At 51.3% G+C, this 21,171-nt stretch carries 21 protein-coding genes and 5 pseudogenes; 13 read left to right on the top strand and 13 right to left on the bottom strand.

Features of this window, described 5'->3' with window-relative positions; translation table 11 throughout:
• Positions 1 to 54 precede the first annotated feature (54 nt).
• Positions 55 to 377, top strand: a pseudogene (locus tag D5066_RS09125) (DUF4113 domain-containing protein); the annotation flags it as partial.
• 446 nt (positions 378 to 823) lie between these two features.
• Here the strand turns inward: D5066_RS09125 and D5066_RS09120 are convergent.
• The 4 genes and pseudogenes from D5066_RS09120 to D5066_RS23070 form a co-directional block, all read right to left on the bottom strand.
• The gene (locus D5066_RS09120) at positions 824 to 1,255 is read right to left on the bottom strand and encodes a hypothetical protein (protein WP_119915744.1); all 432 of its coding nucleotides are present in this window, start codon (positions 1,253 to 1,255) and stop codon (positions 824 to 826) included.
• Positions 1,252 to 1,767, bottom strand: a complete 516-nt coding sequence (locus D5066_RS09115) for a hypothetical protein (protein WP_119915743.1) — start codon at positions 1,765 to 1,767, stop codon at positions 1,252 to 1,254. The genes D5066_RS09120 and D5066_RS09115 overlap by 4 nt, the downstream gene beginning before the upstream one ends.
• A gap of 395 nt (positions 1,768 to 2,162) precedes the next feature.
• Positions 2,163 to 2,843: pseudogene (locus tag D5066_RS09110) on the bottom strand (SOS response-associated peptidase).
• Positions 2,844 to 3,129: 286 nt separating this feature from the next.
• Positions 3,130 to 3,408, bottom strand: a pseudogene (locus D5066_RS23070) (site-specific integrase); the annotation flags it as partial.
• Between D5066_RS23070 and D5066_RS09100 the strand changes: the two are divergent.
• From D5066_RS09100 to D5066_RS23320, 3 genes and pseudogenes are all read left to right on the top strand, one after another.
• A pseudogene (locus D5066_RS09100) lies at positions 3,390 to 3,701 on the top strand (lysozyme); the annotation flags it as partial. The pseudogenes D5066_RS23070 and D5066_RS09100 overlap by 19 nt on opposite strands.
• Positions 3,698 to 4,030 (top strand): annotated as a pseudogene (locus D5066_RS09095) (lysis system i-spanin subunit Rz); the annotation flags it as partial. The pseudogenes D5066_RS09100 and D5066_RS09095, both read left to right, overlap by 4 nt.
• Entirely contained in the window at positions 4,000 to 4,134 is a 135-nt protein-coding gene (locus D5066_RS23320; RefSeq protein WP_419179112.1) for a lysis system spanin subunit, read from the top strand. The pseudogene D5066_RS09095 and the gene D5066_RS23320, both read left to right, overlap by 31 nt.
• Positions 4,135 to 4,177: 43 nt before the next feature.
• Here the strand turns inward: D5066_RS23320 and D5066_RS09090 are convergent, their stop codons facing one another.
• A complete protein-coding gene (locus D5066_RS09090) occupies positions 4,178 to 4,540 on the bottom strand; it encodes a hypothetical protein (RefSeq protein ID WP_119915742.1) in 363 nt (120 codons plus the stop codon).
• 805 nt (positions 4,541 to 5,345) lie between these two features.
• Between D5066_RS09090 and D5066_RS09085 the strand changes: the two genes are divergently transcribed.
• The 4 genes from D5066_RS09085 to D5066_RS23065 all read left to right on the top strand — a co-directional run bounded on the left by D5066_RS09085 (position 5,346) and on the right by D5066_RS23065 (position 6,580).
• Entirely contained in the window at positions 5,346 to 5,690 is a 345-nt protein-coding gene (locus tag D5066_RS09085) for a DUF1294 domain-containing protein (RefSeq protein WP_119915741.1), read from the top strand.
• A 120-nt stretch (positions 5,691 to 5,810) separates the two neighbouring features.
• Entirely contained in the window at positions 5,811 to 6,008 is a 198-nt protein-coding gene (locus D5066_RS09080) for a hypothetical protein (protein ID WP_080329258.1), read from the top strand.
• A 3-nt stretch (positions 6,009 to 6,011) separates the two neighbouring features.
• Positions 6,012 to 6,434, top strand: coding sequence for a GFA family protein (locus tag D5066_RS09075; protein ID WP_119915740.1), 423 nt, complete (start codon positions 6,012 to 6,014; stop codon positions 6,432 to 6,434).
• A 68-nt stretch (positions 6,435 to 6,502) separates the two neighbouring features.
• On the top strand, positions 6,503 to 6,580 hold the full coding sequence (locus tag D5066_RS23065; protein ID WP_223239581.1) for a hypothetical protein: 78 nt from the start codon (positions 6,503 to 6,505) through the stop codon (positions 6,578 to 6,580).
• Between the two features lie 334 nt (positions 6,581 to 6,914).
• Here the strand turns inward: D5066_RS23065 and ompC are convergent, their stop codons facing one another.
• Positions 6,915 to 8,042 carry a porin OmpC gene (ompC, locus tag D5066_RS09070; protein WP_119915739.1) on the bottom strand — a complete coding sequence of 376 codons (1,128 nt, stop codon included), beginning with the start codon at positions 8,040 to 8,042 and terminating at the stop codon, positions 6,915 to 6,917.
• Positions 8,043 to 8,431: 389 nt separating this feature from the next.
• Positions 8,432 to 11,956: a pyruvate:ferredoxin (flavodoxin) oxidoreductase gene (gene nifJ / locus D5066_RS09065; protein ID WP_119915738.1), complete on the bottom strand. Its 3,525-nt coding sequence runs from the start codon at positions 11,954 to 11,956 to the stop codon at positions 8,432 to 8,434.
• A 270-nt stretch (positions 11,957 to 12,226) separates the two neighbouring features.
• Between nifJ and D5066_RS09060 the strand changes: the two genes are divergently transcribed.
• Complete coding sequence (locus D5066_RS09060) at positions 12,227 to 12,493, top strand: putative hemolysin (protein WP_032658293.1); 267 nt, start codon at positions 12,227 to 12,229, stop codon at positions 12,491 to 12,493.
• On the opposite strand, the gene hslJ is transcribed toward D5066_RS09060, so the two are convergent.
• The 6 genes from hslJ to D5066_RS23060 all read right to left on the bottom strand — a co-directional run bounded on the left by hslJ (position 12,494) and on the right by D5066_RS23060 (position 16,580).
• A complete protein-coding gene (gene hslJ / locus D5066_RS09055) occupies positions 12,494 to 12,931 on the bottom strand; it encodes a heat shock protein HslJ (RefSeq protein WP_119915737.1) in 438 nt (145 codons plus the stop codon).
• 126 nt (positions 12,932 to 13,057) lie between these two features.
• Entirely contained in the window at positions 13,058 to 13,186 is a 129-nt protein-coding gene (locus tag D5066_RS09050) for a DUF2474 domain-containing protein (protein ID WP_119915736.1), read from the bottom strand.
• On the bottom strand, positions 13,186 to 14,196 hold the full coding sequence (gene cydB, locus D5066_RS09045; RefSeq protein ID WP_119915735.1) for a cytochrome d ubiquinol oxidase subunit II: 1,011 nt from the start codon (positions 14,194 to 14,196) through the stop codon (positions 13,186 to 13,188). The genes D5066_RS09050 and cydB overlap by 1 nt, the downstream gene beginning before the upstream one ends.
• Complete coding sequence (locus D5066_RS09040; protein ID WP_119915734.1) at positions 14,196 to 15,596, bottom strand: cytochrome ubiquinol oxidase subunit I; 1,401 nt, start codon at positions 15,594 to 15,596, stop codon at positions 14,196 to 14,198. Before D5066_RS09040 ends, cydB begins: the two co-directional genes overlap by 1 nt.
• 121 nt (positions 15,597 to 15,717) lie before the next feature.
• On the bottom strand, positions 15,718 to 16,212 hold the full coding sequence (locus D5066_RS09035) for a DUF3828 domain-containing protein (RefSeq protein ID WP_244288134.1): 495 nt from the start codon (positions 16,210 to 16,212) through the stop codon (positions 15,718 to 15,720).
• Positions 16,209 to 16,580: a hypothetical protein gene (locus tag D5066_RS23060; protein WP_119915733.1), complete on the bottom strand. Its 372-nt coding sequence runs from the start codon at positions 16,578 to 16,580 to the stop codon at positions 16,209 to 16,211. The genes D5066_RS09035 and D5066_RS23060 overlap by 4 nt, the downstream gene beginning before the upstream one ends.
• 461 nt (positions 16,581 to 17,041) lie before the next feature.
• Between D5066_RS23060 and ymcF the strand changes: the two genes are divergently transcribed.
• The 4 genes from ymcF to D5066_RS09010 all read left to right on the top strand — a co-directional run bounded on the left by ymcF (position 17,042) and on the right by D5066_RS09010 (position 21,170).
• Positions 17,042 to 17,230, top strand: a complete 189-nt coding sequence (ymcF, locus tag D5066_RS09025) for a cold shock small protein YmcF (protein WP_028013309.1) — start codon at positions 17,042 to 17,044, stop codon at positions 17,228 to 17,230.
• A gap of 82 nt (positions 17,231 to 17,312) precedes the next feature.
• A complete protein-coding gene (locus D5066_RS09020; protein WP_080329248.1) occupies positions 17,313 to 18,722 on the top strand; it encodes an aminotransferase-like domain-containing protein in 1,410 nt (469 codons plus the stop codon).
• A 271-nt stretch (positions 18,723 to 18,993) separates the two neighbouring features.
• Positions 18,994 to 20,139 carry a putative ABC transporter substrate-binding protein YdcS gene (ydcS, locus tag D5066_RS09015; protein ID WP_119915732.1) on the top strand — a complete coding sequence of 382 codons (1,146 nt, stop codon included), beginning with the start codon at positions 18,994 to 18,996 and terminating at the stop codon, positions 20,137 to 20,139.
• 17 nt (positions 20,140 to 20,156) lie between these two features.
• On the top strand, positions 20,157 to 21,170 hold the full coding sequence (locus tag D5066_RS09010; protein ID WP_119915731.1) for an ABC transporter ATP-binding protein: 1,014 nt from the start codon (positions 20,157 to 20,159) through the stop codon (positions 21,168 to 21,170).
• Position 21,171: the final 1 nt, after the last annotated feature.

Here is a 21,171-nt window from a genome sequence, read left to right as displayed (position 1 = left end):
TGGCTACGGGCATTAACTGGGGTATTCGTCTGAACTGGGGGTTTCCCGGAAAACACCGGCGATAGCCGCGACATCATCAACGCTGCAGTAAAGTGCCTGAACAAAATCTGGAAGGGTGGCCACAGGTACCAGAAGGCGGGGATCATGCTTGGGGATTTTTTCAGCCAGGGTGTGGCCTGCTCAACTTGTTCGATGAGAACGCGCCACGCGCAGGAAGCGATAAGTTGATGGAGGTCCTCGATCATCTCAACGCGAAAGACGGGAAAGGAACACTTTACTTTGCCGGGCAGGGCATACAACAGCAGTGGCAAATGAAGCGAGAAATGCAGTCGCCTCGATATACTACAAGATATTCCGATCTTCTTAGAGTAAGATAGGCTTTTAAGATATATGACCACTATGATTTTCTTGAAAAAAAATGAGCGTAATTAGTTTAAGTTAAAAATTAATTAGAAAATTTCTTATTAATAACATTCAGTGTTGAGTGCTTTTCCTGATATTGTGGGTTGGCATACAGATTATAGATGAGTTCGCCAATTACTTATGCGAAAAATACAGGGACTTTCAAACTTGAAACTCAATTTTTAATGAGTGTCTTGAATTCGCAGGATTCTGAAAATGTCTATTAATCCTATGTATAAAATTCTCTATCTCATAGCGATAGGGTGGGCGATGATACTCATTTGCAGTGCAACCATTTATAGCTGCAGGTGTCTTTTTATAGAAATGGATTGAATGTATAGACCCAAGTTAGAAATAGATAGTGTAATGTGGTGGATGGTAAATTAAAGAAGGCGCACATAACGAAGCTACGCCCTGGTTGCTACTTACCAGCTATGAATTCGGCCATATCATCACTTTTCGGTTCTCTCCTTTTATATTCATTCCCTTTGTTACTGGCATTGTGCTTAACTTCTGATAACATTGTTACAATGTAGTTAAGTTGATAAATAAGTCCTTCGCCTTTCAATTTGTTTGTTATGCAACTTAAGGCGCAATGATGGGCATCCAGCATACATATTTCATAAGCTAGCAGCATTTTCTTTGCGTCTTCTAACTCAGACTTAGCTTTTGAGATAGATGTATTTTTATCCAAGCCAGCCAAGTAATCAGAACAAAGCATATAGATTAATGTGTATGCCGCATATACGGAACCTGCAACCTTAACATCCCAAGTTCCTTTTGAGAGTATAAAGGATATTAATGATGAACCAATCAGGTTTATTATAAATGAGATAACTTTTGACCATGTCATTTATCATTTAAATCCTTAGTTGATTTCTCATACAGTGCCCAGAAAAAGTCAGCAGAAGTTTTTAATATCTTAATGTAAGATATCACAGAATCTCTATCTACAATTTTTTTGTCCCCTGAGCTAATCATGTCTATACAAAATGAAATAACGAATTTTTTTTCATCAGCATCCAGCTCAATAGCTTTTATACCTATTTTTAGTAATTCGAATCTCTTTATTGCGCTCTGGATTGATGTTTTTGATAAATTAGTATTTAGATCTTCTAAATCGAATGTGAACTGACATGATAATCGATGCAAACCCATATCATCGGAGCATCTATCAATAAATGTAAAGCCAACATCCTCGTACTTAAAGCCGCCAGCTATCATATCACCATCATCAAATTTACTATTTATATCTTTATCCAAACCACTAACACTGGATATCCTTGATATCGTTAGTTCTGATAGCGCTTTAAACTCTCTGAGAGTTTCAGTTAAGGATACAAGCTGTCTGTTTTTTCGACTCATTCATCATTCCTTATCGATTTTATCTGTAATGTACTCTGCCGATACTTTTGCTTTATTATATCTTTTTAAAATAAAAGTCTACTACTAAATATGGCTGTTTTTAACAGTGGGGAGGTGCTTGATTTTCCACCGTTCATTCCACCTGAAGGGACTCTAGCAAGGGAGTAATACTATGCACATTAAAAAAGCATAATTAGCTCCGCTGACATAAAATACGCTAAAGCTGCAATACATTTATCAGGTTGAATTTTTGAAACTTAATAATTCCATATGGTATGATTTACTCATAGAAGTATGTTTATATACGCTCTCAATCTTATCAAATAACCAGCCAAAAAAACCATTAATATCCATAAACTGCACTCTTAATGTAAACAAAGTCACAATGGCTCTTCTTAAGCACTTCTCATGGAAAATTCGATTAGCTCCGGTCCCTGATTCTTCACATTTCCCACGGCGCGCGTCACGGCGTGCCATATGAATTTGTCGGCGGGGACAGCACCGTCGGCTGCTATCTCTTCCGCTTCTTTTCCTCCAACATCCTGGCGCATCCATTTCCGGGCCGCTTCTGGCGATAGGACCAGGGGCTGGCGGCCGTGAATATCCACTAGGCCTTTGCCAGCGCCAGACGTTACTATCAGAAAACCTTCTGCTTCATCGCCTCGCTCAAACGGTGTTCTGCCGATCGCCTCCATAAAAATCGGCTGACCGTCTACCCGATGGATAAAATAAGGCTGTTTCTTGTCACCTACTTTCTTCCATTCGAACCATCCATCTGCAAAGCATATCGCCCGGCCATGTTGCCACAGAGGTTTAAACATTCTGCTGGTGGCCGCGGTTTCTACACGAGCATTAATCAAAGGCGGCTTGTCCCACCACCCGGGCGCGTAGCCCTAAAATACAGGATCAAGATACAGCAGTTCGTCACGTTCGCTCAGCAGCAACACCTTTGTGCCGGGTGCCACGTTGTAACGTCCGATTGGTTCAGGGCCGTACGCGATGTCGCGATCGGCTTCATTGGCCAGGCAAACCAGATATTCTTCACGCGTTTGAGCTTGTGCAAAACGTCCACACATAGAAACCTCGAACCAGATGTCAGAATGAAAGTATAGGGCAGGGAGAAAAAGAGGTGCGCACTGACTAAAATTAGGGGCAAAATTGTGGAATAGGGGCAAAAAAAGGGCACTAAAAATGTAGTTCTGGGTAGCTTTAGGGAGAAGTTATTATGCTATAACTAATTGAATTAAATGATAAATCAAATGACATCAATGGGTTGGCAAAATCAGCGTAGCTTATTCAGGTTGTATTGCTCTTTCTTTGTATTTGATTGATTTTCTTGCATTTATTACTACTTTCGGAGCCAGTAGCGGCGAGAGATGGGTTAGCGCCAGCAAATAAAAGCCAGCAGGCAAAGATATGTCGCGTATGGTACAGATTCCGGCGGCGAATACCAGCACGTTTTACAGCTGCGTTAAATCTGGAGCCGATACTCGATAAAGAGTGGTAGGCTTTCTATTTGTCCTTGCGCATCCTGTGCATGAAAACAAATCGCAGGTTTTGATATTCCATCGCACCATACTCACGGTGATGAAAACATCTCGGTTTTGGGCTGTGGTGCTGACGGTCACCGCTACACCGATAAAGAATGTGGTGCTTTGCTTCAATTAGACCTGCGCAAGTTTGCTGCAGCTATCGACCCGCTGATTAAGGTTCATGTTCACGAAACCACTCGTGCCGCACTTTACTCTTTAACCTACAACGTGGGAACTAGAGCGTTTAGCAGATCGACGCTGCTTAAAAAGTGAAATTCCGTCGACGTTCCGGGTGCATGCAAAGAACTGCAGCGCTGGACGTATGCCGGTGGCAAGCAGTGGAAGAAGCTGATGACCTGTCGCGAGATTGAGCGCGAAGTCTGCGTGTGGGGTCAGAAATGAGCCGATTGACCGCCATCATTTGCGCTGTCGTTATCTTCCGGCTGGTTTCCATGACATGGGCGATTAACTACTACCGCGACAAAACAACTGAGAAACTCAGCCTGGCAAACACTGCAATGAAAGATATGCAGAAACGCCAGCGCGATGCCGTTGCGCTGGATACAAAATACACGAAGGAATTGGCCGATGCGAAAGCTGAAAATTATATTCTGCAGCGCAAGCTTGATTATGGTAGTAGGGTGCTCGTCAAAGGGCGCTGTCCAGTTCCAGCCACAACCGATACCCCAGGCTCTCCAGCGTGGGCAATGATGAAACCGTCGAACTCTCTAATGCTGCTGGACGAAACGTTCTCGGTACCAGAGATGGAATTATTAGTGACCAAACAGCATTGAGAACACTTCAGGAATATATCTACACTCAGTGTATGAGGTGACCCGCCACCCAATTAAGACTCTTATGGTTTTGAACAGGCTTTTTTATTGCCACTGAAATCGAGTCTTTTGTGGGTCGAAAGTTATAGTGGCTTGGCTCCAGTCCTTTTCGTTAAGTATTTTCTCAATACATTGCGTGGCGTAAAGATCATCTGGCGGAGTGAAGGATGTATATTCGCTTTCGCTGTTTAATTTGAAGTCATGTATAGCTGCAACTGCTATGCGTCCTTCACTATCGATGTTACGGAAGCATGAAATTCTCGCCTCATAAAATTCATCTGGCAAACCTTCTAACATGCAACCGGTAGCCCACTGCAAAAGCTGTTCATCTGAATACTCTGGCTGGACGATCGGCACCGCCTGCTGCTTGCCTATGAGCCGTTTAAATGTGTTGAGAAAGGAAAACATGTCACCTCCATGGTTTTTATAACAAGCATACTATTGCAATTAGCCAGGTAAGATCCATTCTACGGCGAATCTCCCCGCTAGCGCATAACGCCATGGGGATCCCTACGAGAGGATCGCCCATGAAGCTTTTAAGGGGATAACTGGCACCCAAGAGCAATGATGCAGTCATGATACACCTCCGATCAGTCTATAGGACGTCGGTTCAGCGATTGATGAAGGCGTAAATATAAAGCCTCGCTAAAGCAATGCGAACGTCCATCCATAGAGTAACGAGAAAAATAAGTGACGACTCGTCAGTTACGGAGGTTTAGTATCCATGAAAGAAGTAGCGAATCTTAAGGCCGATAAACTTCAACACTGACCAGACATAATGCTGGATTAAATATAGGGCAGGTGGAACAACCAATGTCGCACCAGTTGCGCAGATTGCGTATACCGCCGAGTTCTTTGCGATTAATGCGTAATTTAGGTTAAGTGTTTCAAAATTAATTGCACTGGCTGTACTCGAACCTACAAATCCAGAGACAAAAACAACCGCGAACACATAAAATGATGCTGCTATGAGCTTTAAAATTAGCCGAATGGATTTCACGTTGAGCACCTGCTGAATGAGTCCACCTTTTTACACAAAAAAAACGTGTTTAGCCAGCTTATGGAATGCGGTGATCTAAAGAGTGGTCCGATCTTTATACCCCTCATCTTCCCGGACTGTCGCCGTGTTTAATTCAGGCATTCTTTAATATAAAATCTTCGACAAGACATAAATGCTTTCACGACATGCACTTACACTTCCACGACTGCCCCTATGACATTGAATCGCTTTTGTTGTGTCCTGCTGATCGTCGCTGCGATCGGCAGCCTTTTTACCTCGTATCCCTTTGCCATATGGTTTCTGCTGATCAATATGCTGACGATAGCGATTTATGGCGTCGATAAAACGGCGGTACGAAAAGGGATGCGCAGGATACCGGAAGTCACTTTACTGGCGTTTGGCGCGGTGGGAGGGTGGCCCGGCGCCATCCTGGGTCAACAGCTCTTTCGCCATAAAACGCAGAAGCAGCCGTTTAAAACCTGGTTTTACGTAAGTGCCGTCGTGAGCATCCTGGCCACGGGGGCGCTGTATTATTTCTGTCCCTTTATTCTTTTTTGAGCATCATCAGGAACGCACAAAGTGAACGTTGACCTCAGGTTTACCTGAGCTTCTAAGATGGTCTGACGTTGCGTCATTAAAATTCCTGCTACGCTTGTTTGTTGTATCAGGAGCATGAGTATGAAGAACAAAGACGAACAAACAGGATTAGTGGGGCTGGCGATTGGTGCCGCTGTCATTGGGCTGGTTTCATCGCAGAAACCGATCGATCGCGACAGCATTGTCAACGAACTGGTCAGGCTGGGCAGGCAGAAAGGCGATGGTGTAGAAGATGAGGTTTTCGTTAAGGCCGCCGAGCTGGTGAGAAAAGGGGTATAACCGATGGCTGACATTCGTCATGCACAGTGCCATTGTGGTGCGGTGGCATATACCGTCGTACTCACTGACGGCTTTAATACCGCGCGGCGCTGCAGCTGCTCTTTTTGCCGTATGCGGGGCGCGGTTGTGGTCTCTGCACCGCTGTCGGGTATTACCGTGACCAGAGGTGAGGATAAGCTGACGGAGTACCGTTTTAACACGGGGACGGCGCGGCATTTCTTCTGCTCGGTCTGCGGGATTTACACGTTCCATCAGCGTCGTTCGAACCCAAATGAATACGGCGTAAATGTCGCCTGTTTTGAAAACGTGTCGCCGTTTGACTTCCCCGAAGTGACGGTGATGGATGGCGTAAACCATCCGAGCGATGGTGAAAGCGGCGTATTTGGCTATCTCTCGTTTCGCAAAAAAGAGACCAATAAAGGTTAATTACCGCCTGGCCTTTTTTTTATCAGCCTGGCTATAGTGGGAAGTGGGTTTCTAAAACAGGAGAAATTATGCTCTGTGTAGAAAAAGACGATCCGCGTGAGGCTCCCGAATCAGGGGATAAAAAACCTCAACCCGTGAAAAAGTAATACTCGCAACGAGTATGACCGCCACCGGCCCTGCTGGTGGCTTTTTGTTTTCAGAGACTCACCGTCAATGACGATCCAGATGGTTTAACAGTGCACCGAGATGCCCAACAATACCAAAAAAATCAAAAATTAACGCCATCCACAAGCACGCTAAGAGTGTCAGTATGGCAACGGATACACGACCAAACAACGCTGTTATCCTTAATGAAGAGGGGGATATCGGCGCAGTCTAACCCGCTTTTATTCAACTTACCCTCAACAATATCGCGATAATATGCTGTTGTGAGACGAACATCAAAAAGAGGAGCCCGCATCATGCTGCGGGCTCTCATTATCAGAACTGGTACACCAGGCCTAATGCAACGACGTCATCGGTGCTGATGCCGTTGTTTTTGTAGAAGCTGTCATCTTCATCCAGCAGGTTGATTTTATAATCAACGTAGGTGGACATGTTCTTGTTGAAATAGTAGGTCGCGCCTACGTCTGCATATTTAACCAGGTCCTGATCGCCCTGGCCGTTAGCCAGATCTTTACCTTTTGACTGCAGGTAAGAAATGGCCGGACGCAGACCGAAATCGAACTGGTACTGCGCGGTCACTTCGAAGTTCTGAGTCTTATTCGCCACGGCGTCGGCGTTATCACCATAAGGCGTCATGTTGCGGGTTTCAGAATACATTGCCGCCAGATAGATATTATTGGCGTCATATTTCAGGCCTGCAGTCCAGGCATCTGCTTTGTCACCGCCCGCTGTGGTTTGCGTCACCTGGTCATTGGTACGGTCAGAAGAGGTGTAGGCGGCACCGGCACTGATCCCCATGCCAAAATCATAGGTGGTAGAGATACCGAAGCCGTCCCCATTCTCATGACGCGTGTCGCGGCCGTTGTTGGTGCCTTCCTGAGAGCAATTGTTGTTCTCATCGCAATTACTGCCTTCGTTGTTGCCCTGATACTGCAGCGCGAAGTTCAGACCCTGCACCAGACCATAGAAGTCGGTGTTACGGTAGGTTGCTACACCGTTGGCGCGGCCGGTCATAAAGTTATCGGCATAGGTGTAAGAATCGCCGCCAAACTCAGGCAGCATATCTGTCCAGCCTTCAACGTCGTACAGAACGCCATAGTTACGGCCGTAGTCAAAGGAACCATAGTCACCCACTTTTACACCGGCGAAGGCCAGACGCGTCCAGGACTGATTATCAGACCCTTCGGTGTTATTCGCCTGAATGTTGTATTCCCACTGCGCGTAACCGGTCATCATGTCGTTGATCTGTGTTTCACCCTTGAAACCCAGACGCATATAGGTTTGATCGCCATCTTTAGACGCGTCATCGGAGAAGTAGTGCAGGCCATCTACTTTTCCGTACAGATCCAGCTTGTTACCGTCTTTATTATAAATTTCTGCTGCGTGCGCAGCGCCAGCCATTAACAGAGCCGGAATCATCAGAGCCAGTACTTTTCTTTGCATTGTGATATTCCTTTGCAGTTGTTTTTATTTAATTACCTGTTGAACTTTCCCAATAAGAAAGTTGTCCCATGCTAAATCACACCTGCGGGATAGTAATAAAATATAATTGTTACGAATTAAGTAAAATCTAAACTGAATAAATCCGCGGTAATGATCATTTGTTTGGTGAATGATTTAAATTCAATCATATTAAATAAAAATTATTAATTAGCGGTTAAGTCAGGTAATCTTTGCCCCGTTATATGCCTTTAAGATTATTTATCCATAATTAGTATGAATGTTATTTAGGAAACTAAAGTGATATTCATTAATTATCTGGACGAGCCCGATGTGAATACATCGGGCTTTTTTTATAGCAAAAAAATGCCCGGACGAGCCGGGCAGAGGGTTTAGTCGCTGCTGGATTTTTCGGCTTTTCCTGCCAGCTGCGCCAGGAAGTCATACCGTTTTTGCAAATCGGCTGCGGCATCTCTCCAGAGCTGTTCTGCCACCTCTGGCTGTTGCGCATTCAGACGACGGAAGCGCTGCTCCTGCATTAGCGTCTCTGCCAGGGCATCTGACGGCGGACGTGAATCCAGTGCCAGCGGTAATTTGCCCTCGTCCGCACGGCGCGGATCGAACCGGTAGAGCGGCCAGAAGCCGGTCGCCGTCAGCTGACGCATCTGATCATGGCTGAGCGCCAGGTCATAACCATGTTCTTCGCACGGGCTGTAGGCGATGATCAGCGACGGACCCGGATAGGCTTCCGCCTCCTGTATCGCTTTCACCGTCTGGTTGAGCTGCGCGCCCAGCGAGATCTGCGCGACGTAAACGTGGCCGTACATCATCATGCTCACGCCGAGATCCTTACGCGCCTTGCGTTTGCCGTGCTCACCGAATTTCGTGACGGCGCCCAGCGGCGTGGCTTTCGATGCCTGACCACCGGTGTTGGAATAACACTGCGTATCCAGAACCAGAATGTTGACATTTTCGGTCAGGCTTAACACGTGATCCAGCCCGCCAAAGCCGATGTCGTAAGCCCAACCGTCGCCGCCAATCAGCCAGATCGATTTTTCGACCAGGGCATCAGCGTCGGTCAGCAGTTGCTCTGCGCCTGCAACACCCTGAAGGGCGCGACGCAGCTCAGCCACCTGCTCACGGCGCACCTCTGGCATTGCTTCGGCGTGAAGTGCAACATTGAGTTCGTCAGGGATCTGGTCGGCAAACTGTTCCAGCAAACGCATCACGCGCGCGCGGTGCTGGTCAACCGTCAGGCGGAAGCCGAGCCCGAACTCGGCGTTATCCTCGAACAGGGAGTTTGCCCATGCCGGGCCGCGACCATTCGCATCGGTGGTGTACGGTGTAGAAGGCAAATTGCCCCCGTAGATGGATGAGCAGCCGGTGGCGTTAGCGATCAGCATTCGGTCACCGTACAGCTGGGTAAGCAGTTTGATGTACGGCGTTTCACCGCAGCCGGAGCAGGCGCCGGAGTACTCGAACAGCGGCGTGATCAGCTGCGAGGTGCGAATATCAATACGTTCCAGCTGGCTGCGATCGATTTCTGGCAGGTTCAGGAAGAAGTCATAGTTCACTTTTTCTTCTTCAACGTGCTCAAGACGCGACATCATATTGATGGCCTTGATGTCCGGGTTCTGCCTGTCTTTCGCCGGGCAGACCTCGACGCACAGGTTACACCCGGTACAGTCTTCCGGCGCAACCTGCAGGACATACTTCTGGCCGCGCATATCGCGGGATTTCACATCCAGCGAGTGCAGGCTGGCCGGAGCATCTTCCATCGCATCCGGTGAAACCACTTTGGCCCGAATGGCCGAGTGCGGACAGGCCGCTACGCAGTGGTTACACTGCGTACAGAGCTCTTCTTTCCAGATCGGGATCGCTTCGGCAATATTGCGTTTTTCCCAGCGCGTCGTGCCCATCGGCCAGGTTCCGTCCGGCGGTAGCGCGGAGACGGGCAGGGCGTCACCCAGCCCGGCCAGCATGGCGGCCGTCACGGTTTTCACGAAATCAGGCGCGGCATCAGAGACCACCGGAGGGCGGCTCGGGCTGGCGTCATTGACCGGCTGCAGCGGCACCTCGAACAGTGACTCGCGTGCCAGCGCCAGCGCCTGCCAGTTACGTTCTACCAGCTCCTGGCCCTTGCTGCTGTAGCTTTTGGCTATCGCACCCTGCAGTTCCACCAGCGCACTGTCGCCCGGCAGGATCTGGGTCAGATGGAAGAAGGCCATTTGCATTACGGTGTTAATACGCGCAGCCAGGCCACATTCGCGCGCGATTTTCGCCGCGTTGACCACATAGAAACGGGCCTTTTTCTGGTTAAGCACCGTCTGCACTTCCTGAGGCAGGCGCGCCCAGACCTCGTCCGTGCTGTACGGCGTATTAAGCAGGAAAATACCGCCGGGCTTCAGGCGCTCAGCCATCTGGTATTTGTCGATAAACTGCAGCTGGTGACAGCCAACAAAGTCGGCCTGAGAAATAAGGTAGGCCGAGCGAATAGGATGCTCGCTGACGCGCAGGTGAGAAACGGTCAGTCCGCCCGCTTTTTTAGAGTCGTAGACGAAGTAGCCCTGGGCGTACCACGGCGTCGAATTGCCGATGATCTTGATGTTGTTCTTGGTAGCCGAGACGCTGCCGTCGCTGCCCAGACCGTAAAACAGCGCCTCGAGTTTGGCTGTTGCAGGCAGGGTATTTTCCGGCAGGGGCAGGGAAAGATTCGTTACGTCGTCATAAATGCCGACCGTGAAGCGCGGCTTGGGTTTCGCTTCCCTTAGCTCGTTGAACACGGCCAGCACGCAGTCCGGCCCAAACTCTTTGGAAGACAGGCCATAGCGACCGCCGATAACGCGCGGTAGCGTTTCACGTTCGCCGTTATTAAAGGCTTCTGCCAGCGCGGTCATCACGTCCAGATACAGCGGTTCCGCGTGTGCGCCCGGCTCTTTGGTTCGATCGAGCACCGCCACCGCGCGCGCGCTTTCCGGCAGGGCAGAGAGCAGATGTTTAGCAGAGAACGGGCGATAAAGGCGCACTTTTAACACGCCGACCTTTTCGCCGCGGGTTAACAGCTCGTCGACCACCTCTTCACAGGTGCCGATAGCCGAGCCCATCAGCACAATCACGCGCTCGGCCTGCGGATGACCGTAGTATTCGAACGGTTTGTACTCGCGTCCTGTTGCGGCGGCAAAGTCATTCATTGCCTGCTCGACGTGGTCATAAACCGCGTTGTACCACGGGTTTGTGGCCTCGCGGGACTGGAAATAGGTATCCGGATTTGCCGATGTCCCACGGATAACCGGATGTTCCGGGTTCAGGGCGCGGGCGCGATGCGCGTCAATTTCCGCCTGCGGCAGCAGATCCAGGATAGTCTCGTCCGCCAGTGGGACGATTTTGTTGATTTCGTGAGAGGTGCGGAAACCATCAAAGAAGTGAATAAACGGCACGCGACTTTTAAGCGTGGCGATATGCGAAATTAAGGCAAAGTCCTGCGCTTCCTGAACGCTGCTGGCACACAGCATCGCGCACCCGGTCTGGCGCACGGCCATCACGTCGGAGTGATCGCCAAAGATGGAAAGCGCGTGAGTAGCAACGGTACGCGCCGCGACGTGCAGGACGAAGGGGGTCAGCTGTCCGGCGAGCTTATACAGGGTTGGGATCATTAACAGCAATCCCTGAGAAGAGGTAAACGACGTCGAGAGTGCGCCTGTCTGAAGCGCGCCATGTACCGTGGCAATGGCTCCCGCTTCAGACTGCATTTCAACCACTCTCGGGACATCGCCCCAGACGTTTTTTAATCCGTTTCCCGCCCAGGCATCCGCCTGTTCAGCCATGGTGGAACTCGGCGTGATCGGGTAGATGGCGATAACTTCACTGGTGCGAAACGCGACTGAGGCAACTGCACCATTACCGTCAATAGTTTGCATAGAACGACACCCTTACATTGCGCAAAAATAGGGGGCTGTCATAAGGCGACAAACCCTGAATATTATCTTTGTAGTCTAGCAAACGGGGGGTTTTACAATTTTCGCTTTTGTGTCCTCAGTATTCTCGCCATCAATGGTTAGATCAAACTTAGGGCGAAAAAAATGCGAGAAATTGTTTCAGTAGCGCATAAATACGCACTTCTGCTCTCGACGACACGGGATGTGATGCCTATGATGCATAGGTTTCGCACAAAATAAGGGGGAGAGAGCATGCGTTCAGCATTTTTGGTAGGGTGTGCCGCATTATTGTTGTCGGCATGTAGCAGTGAACCTGTGCAGCAGGCCACGGCGGCCCACGTGGCGCCGGGAATGAAAGCGGCAATGTCCAGTTCAGGCCAGGCCAACTGCGCCATGATTGGCGGCTCACTGTCTGTTGCTCGCCAGCTTGATGGCTCTGCTATTGGGATGTGCGCCTTGCCAAACGGCAAACGCTGCAGTGAACAGTCGCTTGCCGTTGGAAGCTGCGGTAACTACTGATTATTCAGCACGCTTAAACATCAGCGTTTTATCGGCAGTCGCCAGCGTCAACTGGTCTTCAGTCAGGTCGACCTGCGCCCCTTTGCGCAGCATGTCGCCGATGGCCTGATCCAGCTCGTTCATCTGTGGTTCGGTACAAAGTTTGCGCGTCATCGCCAGCGCTTTCACTTTTAGCTCGCCTTCAGACAATTTTCCCTGTCCGTTGAAGCGGTTACACATCTGGCCCGAAACGCTAATGTTATCAATGAGGCTAATGTCGGGAAGCGCGTTAAAAGCGATCTCAGGCTGCGTTGTCATGCCCTTCACGGATTTGCCGTCCACGTTTTCCAGAACAAAACGGTGGCTCTTCAGCTGATCCGGCTGAACGGATGCTTTGCCCGGATTAACGCAGCCGCTGAGGACAAGGCTGATAACACTTAACGCGATGAGCTTTTTCATTTTTCTTCTCAAATAATAAATTCTGTGAATCTTTTACCAGTGTAACGATACTCTGCGGTGCGTTAATGGGGTTTATCTGAAAGTGCGGGGTGGTGCCGGGCAGCGCAGGGCTGCCCGGAATGAAGTTTAATGCGATTTAAACCCGGCAGCCGTCATCAGCATGCGAAAGAGCATGCTGACTGCTGCCAGCGCAAGTACGCAGCCGCCCCAGATAATGGCCAGCCACAGCAATCTTTTCCAGACAGGTTGTTGCATCAGTGATAACCCTCCCCAGACTGAACTTTGCCGCGAAATACGTAATAGCTCCAGAAGGTGTAGACCAGAATAACGGGAATGATCAACAGTGCGCCCACCAGCATAAAGCCCTGGCTTTGCGTCGGCGCGGCGGCCTGCCACAGGGTGATTGACGGCGGTATGATATGCGGCCAGATACTGATCCCAAGCCCGCTAAAGCCGAGAAATATTAGCCCCAGCGTCAGAATAAACGGGCGAGCATGGCTGTCAGGATTACTCAGGCAGCGCCACTGGTAGAAGCTAAACATGACGACCAGGGCAGGGACTGGCAGCAGATAAAACAGATTCGGCAGCGTAAACCAGCGTGCAGCGATGGCCGGGTGTGCCAGCGGCGTCCAGAGGCTGATCGCCGCGATAAACGCCAGCAGTATGATTAACAGCGTTTTCGATACCTCACGCATCCGCTGCTGCAGCGCGTTTTCGCTTTTCATCACCAGCCAGGTTGAGCCTAACAGCGCGTAGGCCACCACCAGACCCGCGCCGCAAAAGAGGTTAAACGCGGTAAACCAGTCAAAGGGTCCACCGGTATAGACCCGACCGGTGACGGTAAAGCCGTTAATGACGGCCCCCACCGTCACGCCCTGGGTAAACGTCGCCAGAATTGAGCCGCCAATAAACGCCTTATCCCAGAAAGGACGGTGCGCCGGGGTGGCTTTAAAGCGAAACTCAAACGCCACGCCGCGGAATATAAGTCCGATCAGCATTATCGTCAGCGGAATGGTCAGAGCATCAACGATCACCGCATAGGCCAGCGGAAATGCGCCGAACAGGGCGGCTCCGCCAAGCACCAGCCAGGTTTCATTCCCGTCCCAGACGGGCGCGACGCTGTTGACCATCACGTCGCGATCGTCAGCGTCTTGTGTGGCAGGGAACAGAATACCGATCCCCAGATCAAAACCGTCCATCACGATATACATCAGCGTGGCGAAAACGATGATGACAAACCAGATAATGGAAAGATCGATACCCATTATGGCAGCTCCTTATGTTCAGCTGTGACGGCAGAAAGCGGGCGCGCCGGACGTCCGTCGTACTCGGTGGCGAATGATTCGTGCGGCTGCGGGCCTTTTCGGATGAGGCGCACCATATAGCTGTAGCCCACGCCAAATACCGAGGTGTATACAACGAAGAAGGCCAGCAGACTCACGCTCATATGGAGATCGCCATGGGCAGAAACCGCATCCTTCGTTCGCTGGAGTCCGTAGACTACCCACGGCTGGCGGCCCACTTCGGTAGTGACCCACCCGGCAAGGATGGCAATCAGCCCGGTTGGCCCCATCAGCAGCGCAAACCACAGGAAAGGACGCGACGAATACACGCGTTTTTTGTAGCGCAACCAGAGCGCCATCACCCCGAGCAGCAGCATCAGCATGCCCAGGCCTGCCATAATGCGGAATGACCAGAAGACAATGGTGGCGTTCGGGCGGTCTTCCTTCGGAAACTCCTTGAGCGCCGGAACCTGTTTATCCAGACTGTGCGTCAGGATAAGGCTGCCCAGTGCCGGGATCTCCAGTCCAAAGCGGGTGCGCTCCTGCTCCATATCCGGCCAGCCAAACAGCAGCAGCGGGGTAGGCTCACCCGGCGGATTCTCCCAGTGCCCTTCAATGGCGGCAATCTTCGCAGGCTGGTGCTTTAAGGTGTTCAGCCCGTGCATATCGCCAACCAGGGCCTGGATGGGGGCGACAATCAGGGTCATCCACAGCGCCATCGAAAACATTGCGCGTATGGCGCGGGTATTATTTCCGCGCAGCAGATGCCATGCCGCGGAGGCACCCACAAACAGCGCGCTGCTGAGGAACGCGGCTATCGACATATGCAGCAGGCGATAAGGGAATGAGGGGTTAAACACCACCGCAAACCAGTCCACCGGTACCACCTGCCCGTTGACGATCTCATAGCCCTGCGGGGTCTGCATCCAGCTGTTTGAGGCGAGGATCCAGAAGGTGGAGATAATGGTGCCCAGCGCCACCATGCAGGTGGAGAAAAAGTGCAGTCCCGGCCCGACTTTATTCCAGCCGAACAGCATCACGCCGAGGAAGCCGGCTTCAAGGAAGAAGGCGGTTAGCACTTCATAGGTCAGCAGCGGGCCGGTAATACTGCCCGCAAACTGCGAAAATCCGCTCCAGTTGGTACCAAACTGATAGGCCATCACCAGCCCTGAGACCACGCCCATGCCAAAATTGACGGCAAAAATCTTCGACCAGAAATGGTACAGCGAGCGCCAGACCGGATTTTTTGTTTTCAGCCACAGCCCTTCGAGTACGGCAAGGTAGCTGGCCAGGCCGATGGTGATGGCCGGGAAAATAATGTGAAAGGATACGGTAAAGGCAAACTGTATCCGCGCAAGGTGAAAAGCATCTAAACCAAACATGCAAAACTCCGCGATGTATTTATGTCGATGCCATTCTAAGCCGCGCCAGCGCTGGGTTGCAGAAACAGACCCGGCCTATTTAACTATAACAGTTTGCCCAGTGTAATATTTATCGATGCGCTTAAAGTCCGCTTTCCGCTGATGCCTTTGCTTGAGTAATTGCTCCCGCATTAAATATGGGATGCTCGTAGCTATCGGTTACGTCTCTCACGCGGTAAATTTTCCACTTTCCATCTTCAAGACGCATATAGACTTCAAGATTAAGAAAGCCGCCGTTCTCAATACCAATCCTGACAGGAAGAACTTCGCCATTCATGAATTGGTGCGCCACACCCACTTCAAGCCCCTTCACCCAGGATGGGTCATAATCCTGAACATAAGCGAAATAATCTGATCCCACGATTTCCTGTTCAGGAATAGACTCTATCTCGTTAAGCCGGGATAGTGTACCAGCCGCAACGTACTCTCTAAGCTGAGGATATTCACCATCACTTTCTGCAAAAAACGTCAGATATGTGGAATAGAATTCTTCCGCCCGTTCGGCAGCATTCTGCTTAGGTACACCCGTACAAGCAGATAATAATAGCGCCACAGTAATTATAAACCCCCTCATCATCGACTCATCCTGTAAATCTTATAGGTAGGTTGCGCGCGGCGGTAACCCGGCCCAGGGTACATGCTGAGCTGGGTAAAATCTGAGATCCAGCGAGTGCCGTCGAACATTGTCATATGGCCGCTTGAGTTTCCTCCGGGATAGGGCTGAATTACAGCGACATCTCCGCTAAGCAACGTCGAACCGGGAGGAACCTCCCTAAAACCTGCACGCAAAAGTTTTGGTCCATAATCCTTCGCATCATGTGTACGTTCAAGCGTAATGCCGCCAGCGATTATGGCACGACGTGTAAATTTCGCGCATTCGTTATGAGAGTGTCCAAGGGCATGCGAGCGGAGGTAAGAAACAGCCGCGTCTCTATTCCAACTCATTGATAATTCCTTTCTGTAAGGTAAGAGCGAAATTTCTGCTCGAGCAAGACAAGTAGCAGAGTGTACATTAGCCTGTTGTTAATACTCTGCGGTTGGTGAGATGAGTAGGCAAAAAATGTTATATATTATATTTATATTTCATGTGGTTATGTATGCATAGCCGGGAATTGTAAACATCAATATTTAATAACATGGACGAGTATCAGGGAATAAAAACATTCTTTTTATGAATTTTCCGCATTAAACCGCTTGCTTTGTCGTCATCGCCGTGCGTTAATGGTTCTCTGGTTTTGAGTCCAAAAAAATATCTGACGTAGTTTCATAAAGCAGTTCTCATCACGTTGTGCCTCTCCGCAGCCTCTCTTGGGTCTTTATCTACATTCCGATTAGTTTTGTTTAAAACCATTATTGCCTGATCGGCTCATGAGTAATTTACGTTTTTACGTTCACAGGAGAATCCTATGACTTCTTATATACATTTCCGCTGCCCATGCTGTCATGGTTCGCAGTACCGTACCTCAGTCTTTGATGTGTCTGAGAAAAACCCGCTCGGTGCGAAATGCATCTTTTGCAAATCGTCAATGATCACGCTCGATCACCTGGCCGCTGCACGCCAGGCGCAAAGCCACGTTACCGAGTACCGTAAGTAATTTATTTCGCGAACTATAACAGTTAGCTAAATCTTCTCTTTTTCTCCTGCTGATATACACTGTCGGCAATAAGGAGAATCTGATGAAAAAATACCAGCGTCTGGCGCAACAAATTATCTCGCAGATCGAGCTTGGCGTATGGCTGCCGGGCGATAAGCTGCCTTCCCTGCGAGAGCAGGTGGCAAGTAGCGGCATGAGCTTTATGACCGTTGGCCACGCGTATCAGATGCTGGAAAGCCAGGGGCGCATTGTCGCCAGGCCGCAGTCGGGCTATTACGTTGCCTCGCGCCCGACCGCACAACAGCCTGCGCCACCTGCTCAGGTGATGCGCGATGAAGCGGTAGATATCAACACCTATATCTTCGAGGTCTTACAGGCCAGCCGCGATCCGTCCGTTGTTCCTTTCGCTTCCGCGTTTCCCGACCCCCGGCTTTTCCCGCTTCAGCAGCTCAACCGCTCGCTGGCAAACGTCAGCAAAACGGCTACCGCAATGAGCGTGATTGAAAATCTGCCGCCCGGTAACGCTGAACTCCGCCACGCCATCGCACGCCGCTATGCGCAGCAGGGGATGAACATCTCGCCGGACGAGATCGTCATTACCGCAGGTGCCCTCGAAGCGTTGAACCTCAGTTTGCAGGCGGTGACGGAGCCCGGAGACTGGGTGATTGTTGAAAACCCCTGTTTTTACGGTGCGCTGCAGGCGCTGGAGCGTCTTAAGCTGAAAGCGTTATCCGTCGCCACAGACGTCCGCGAGGGGATCGACCTCAATGCGCTGGAGCTGGCGTTGAATGACTATCCCGTAAAAGCCTGCTGGCTCATGACTAACGGCCAAAACCCGCTTGGCTTCACGCTGAGCGCGGAGAAAAAAGCGCGTCTGGTCGCACTCCTGACGAAACATAACGTCACGTTGATTGAAGATGACGTCTACAGCGAACTCTATTTTGGCCGGGAAAAACCCCTTCCGGCGAAAGCCTGGGATCGGAGTGACATGACGCTTCACTGCTCCTCCTTTTCAAAATGCCTGGTGGCGGGGTTTCGCATCGGCTGGGTGGCGGCAGGAAAACACGCGCGCCGCATTCAGCAGCTGCAACTGATGAGCACGCTCTCAACCAGTTCTCCCATGCAGCTGGCGCTGGTGGATTACCTGGCGACAAAACGCTACGACGCCCATCTGCGCCGCCTGCGACGAACCCTCGCCGAGCGGAAACAGCAGGCGTGGCAGTCGCTTCTGCGTCATATGCCTGCCGGTGTCAAAATTCATCACAGCGAAAGCGGCTACTTTTTATGGCTGGAGCTACCTGCGCAGCTGGACGCGGGGCTGCTGAGTGAGAAGGCCTTAACCCACCACATCAGCATTGCGCCCGGAAAGATGTTTTCCACCTCTGACGCCTGGACCCCGTTTTTCCGTTTTAATACCTCCTGGGCGTGGGGAGAGCGGGAAGAGCAGGCGGTCATACAGTTAGGAAAACTCATTAGCGCGATGCTGGAATAATCTTTTCGATCTTATTTAAATAATCATTTCTTATCCTGATGGCGGCGCTGCGAATATTTTGCGGTGTCGTATCATAGGAAATCTGCATACCGTCTTTCGCGGCTAACTCCTTGTCTATAATCCAGTTAACAGGGAATGCGTCCCCGGTCACACCTTGATGAAATTTCCTTAAGCCGTACGGTGCGGCGCATTTGCGCGGTCTACGTTTAATAAGGGAGATATTTTTACGGCACGGCTGCCGCTAAATTTCATTGCGACAGGAGTAACTCTTATGAGCAAAAAATTTGCCCGCAGCAGCCTGTGCGCGCTCGGTATGACTATCATGGCCGCGCAAGCCGCAGAACCACCAAAGGCCATTGGCGACGGGGAAGGCCGACTGGATATTATCGCCTGGCCGGGATACATCGAACGCGGACAGACGGATAAAAATTATGACTGGGTCACCCAGTTTGAAAAAGAGACCGGCTGCGCGGTTAACGTCAAAACGGCGGCCACCTCCGATGAGATGGTCAGCCTGATGGCGAAGGGAGGTTACGACCTTGTCACCGCGTCGGGCGATGCCTCGCTCCGCCTGATTATGGGCAAACGCGTTCAGCCGATTAACCCGGAACTCATCCCCAACTGGAAAACCCTCGACCCGCGCATCGTGAAGGGCGAATGGTTTAACGTGGGCGGTAAAGTCTACGGCACGCCGTATCAGTGGGGACCCAACCTGCTGATGTACAACACCAAAACCTTCCCGACGCCGCCGGACAGCTGGAGCGTGGTCTTTACGAAGCAGGATCTGCCAGACGGCAAAACCAATCAGGGACGCGTGCAGGCGTACGACGGCCCGATTTATATCGCCGATGCGGCGCTGTTCGTCAAAGCCACTCAGCCACAGCTGGGTATTAGCGACCCGTATCAGCTCACTGAACAGCAGTATGCCGCCGTGCTCAAGGTGCTTCGCGACCAGCATGCCCTGATCCACCGCTACTGGCATGACACCACCGTCCAGATGAGCGACTTCAAAAATGAAGGCGTCGTGGCCTCCAGCGCCTGGCCGTATCAGGCGAATGCCCTGAAGGCCGAGAACCAGCCCGTTGCCACCGTCTTCCCGAAAGAGGGCGTGACCGGCTGGGCGGACACCACCATGCTTCACGCGCAGGCAAAACACCCGATGTGCGCCTACAAATGGATGAACTGGTCGCTCACGCCAAAAGTGCAGGGCGATCTGGCGGCATGGTTTGGCTCGCTGCCCGTCGTGCCTGAAGGGTGTAAGGCCAGCACACTGCTGGGTGACAAGGGCTGCGAAACCAACGGCTATAACTATTTTGACAAAATCATGTTCTGGAAAACCCCCATCGCAGAAGGCGGAAAATTTGTGCCTTACAGCCGCTGGACGCAGGATTACATCGCCATCATGGGCGGTCGTTAATTGCCCGGGAGCGGAACATGACGTACGCGGTAGAATTTAACAACGTTTCCCGTCTGTACGGCGACGTACGGGCGGTGGATGGAGTCACCATTGCCGTTCGTGACGGAGAATTCTTCTCCATGCTGGGGCCTTCGGGCTCCGGCAAAACCACCTGCCTGCGCCTGATTGCCGGCTTTGAGCAGCTGTCAGGCGGCACGATATCTATCTTTGGTAAAGAGGCGAGCGCGCTGACCCCGTGGGAGCGGGATGTGAACACCGTGTTCCAGGATTACGCGCTGTTCCCGCATATGTCGATCCTCGATAACGTCGCCTATGGGCTGATGGTGAAAGGCGTCGATAAGAAAAAACGCCATGCGCAGGCTCGTGATGCGCTGGAAAAAGTGGGCCTGAGCTTCGCCGTCGCCCGTAAGCCTTCGCAGCTTTCCGGCGGCCAGCGCCAGCGAGTCGCCATCGCCCGGGCGCTGGTGAATGAACCGCGCGTCCTGCTGCTGGACGAGCCGTTAGGCGCGCTCGATCTCAAACTGCGTGAACAGATGCAGTTCGAGCTGAAGAAACTTCAGCAGGAACTCGGCATCACCTTTATTTTCGTCACCCACGATCAGGGTGAAGCCCTCTCCATGTCGGACCGGGTGGCGGTATTCAATAATGGGCGCATCGAGCAGGTCGATACCCCGCGCGATCTCTATATGCGCCCGCGCACGCCGTTTGTCGCCGGTTTTGTCGGCACGTCCAACGTTTTTGATACAGCCCTTGCGCAGAAACTATGCGGCATGGAAGGCGCTTATTCGCTGCGCCCGGAACATATTCGCCTTAACGAGAGCGGTGAAATTCAGGTTCAGGGGTGCGTGCAGGCCGTTCAGTATCAGGGGGCGGCCACGCGGCTGGAGTTGAAGCTCGCCGACGGTGCCAAACTGCTGGTGAGCCAGGCCAACCTCAGCGAGCTCTCGCCGCTGAGCGGCATTGCGCCGGGGCAGGCCGTCACGGCGTCGTGGTCGCGCGACGCCATGATCCGTCTTCACGAGGAGAGGTGAA

The organism is Enterobacter chuandaensis (assembly GCF_003594915.1).
Taxonomy (GTDB): domain Bacteria; phylum Pseudomonadota; class Gammaproteobacteria; order Enterobacterales; family Enterobacteriaceae; genus Enterobacter; species Enterobacter chuandaensis.
Note: the sequence above shows the minus strand (reverse complement) of the source record. Positions and strands in the feature narration are given on the sequence as shown.

What these genes read in the sequence shown, in the direction of transcription:
- ompC (WP_119915739.1), bottom strand. Translation starts at nt 8,042, where the DNA reads ATGCAAAGAAAAGTACTGGCTCTGATGATTCCGGCTCTGTTAATGGCT.
- D5066_RS09115 (WP_119915743.1), bottom strand. Translation starts at nt 1,767, where the DNA reads ATGAGTCGAAAAAACAGACAGCTTGTATCCTTAACTGAAACTCTCAGA.
- D5066_RS09090 (WP_119915742.1), bottom strand. Translation starts at nt 4,540, where the DNA reads ATGTTTTCCTTTCTCAACACATTTAAACGGCTCATAGGCAAGCAGCAG.
- nifJ (WP_119915738.1), bottom strand. Translation starts at nt 11,956, where the DNA reads ATGCAAACTATTGACGGTAATGGTGCAGTTGCCTCAGTCGCGTTTCGC.
- D5066_RS09075 (WP_119915740.1), top strand. Translation starts at nt 6,012, where the DNA reads ATGGCTGACATTCGTCATGCACAGTGCCATTGTGGTGCGGTGGCATAT.
- D5066_RS09035 (WP_244288134.1), bottom strand. Translation starts at nt 16,212, where the DNA reads ATGATGAGGGGGTTTATAATTACTGTGGCGCTATTATTATCTGCTTGT.
- D5066_RS09080 (WP_080329258.1), top strand. Translation starts at nt 5,811, where the DNA reads ATGAAGAACAAAGACGAACAAACAGGATTAGTGGGGCTGGCGATTGGT.
- ymcF (WP_028013309.1), top strand. Translation starts at nt 17,042, where the DNA reads ATGACTTCTTATATACATTTCCGCTGCCCATGCTGTCATGGTTCGCAG.
- cydB (WP_119915735.1), bottom strand. Translation starts at nt 14,196, where the DNA reads ATGGGTATCGATCTTTCCATTATCTGGTTTGTCATCATCGTTTTCGCC.
- D5066_RS09040 (WP_119915734.1), bottom strand. Translation starts at nt 15,596, where the DNA reads ATGTTTGGTTTAGATGCTTTTCACCTTGCGCGGATACAGTTTGCCTTT.
- D5066_RS23065 (WP_223239581.1), top strand. Translation starts at nt 6,503, where the DNA reads ATGCTCTGTGTAGAAAAAGACGATCCGCGTGAGGCTCCCGAATCAGGG.
- D5066_RS09085 (WP_119915741.1), top strand. Translation starts at nt 5,346, where the DNA reads ATGACATTGAATCGCTTTTGTTGTGTCCTGCTGATCGTCGCTGCGATC.
- D5066_RS09060 (WP_032658293.1), top strand. Translation starts at nt 12,227, where the DNA reads ATGCGTTCAGCATTTTTGGTAGGGTGTGCCGCATTATTGTTGTCGGCA.
- D5066_RS09010 (WP_119915731.1), top strand. Translation starts at nt 20,157, where the DNA reads ATGACGTACGCGGTAGAATTTAACAACGTTTCCCGTCTGTACGGCGAC.
- ydcS (WP_119915732.1), top strand. Translation starts at nt 18,994, where the DNA reads ATGAGCAAAAAATTTGCCCGCAGCAGCCTGTGCGCGCTCGGTATGACT.
- D5066_RS23060 (WP_119915733.1), bottom strand. Translation starts at nt 16,580, where the DNA reads ATGAGTTGGAATAGAGACGCGGCTGTTTCTTACCTCCGCTCGCATGCC.
- D5066_RS09120 (WP_119915744.1), bottom strand. Translation starts at nt 1,255, where the DNA reads ATGACATGGTCAAAAGTTATCTCATTTATAATAAACCTGATTGGTTCA.
- hslJ (WP_119915737.1), bottom strand. Translation starts at nt 12,931, where the DNA reads ATGAAAAAGCTCATCGCGTTAAGTGTTATCAGCCTTGTCCTCAGCGGC.
- D5066_RS09050 (WP_119915736.1), bottom strand. Translation starts at nt 13,186, where the DNA reads ATGCAACAACCTGTCTGGAAAAGATTGCTGTGGCTGGCCATTATCTGG.
- D5066_RS09020 (WP_080329248.1), top strand. Translation starts at nt 17,313, where the DNA reads ATGAAAAAATACCAGCGTCTGGCGCAACAAATTATCTCGCAGATCGAG.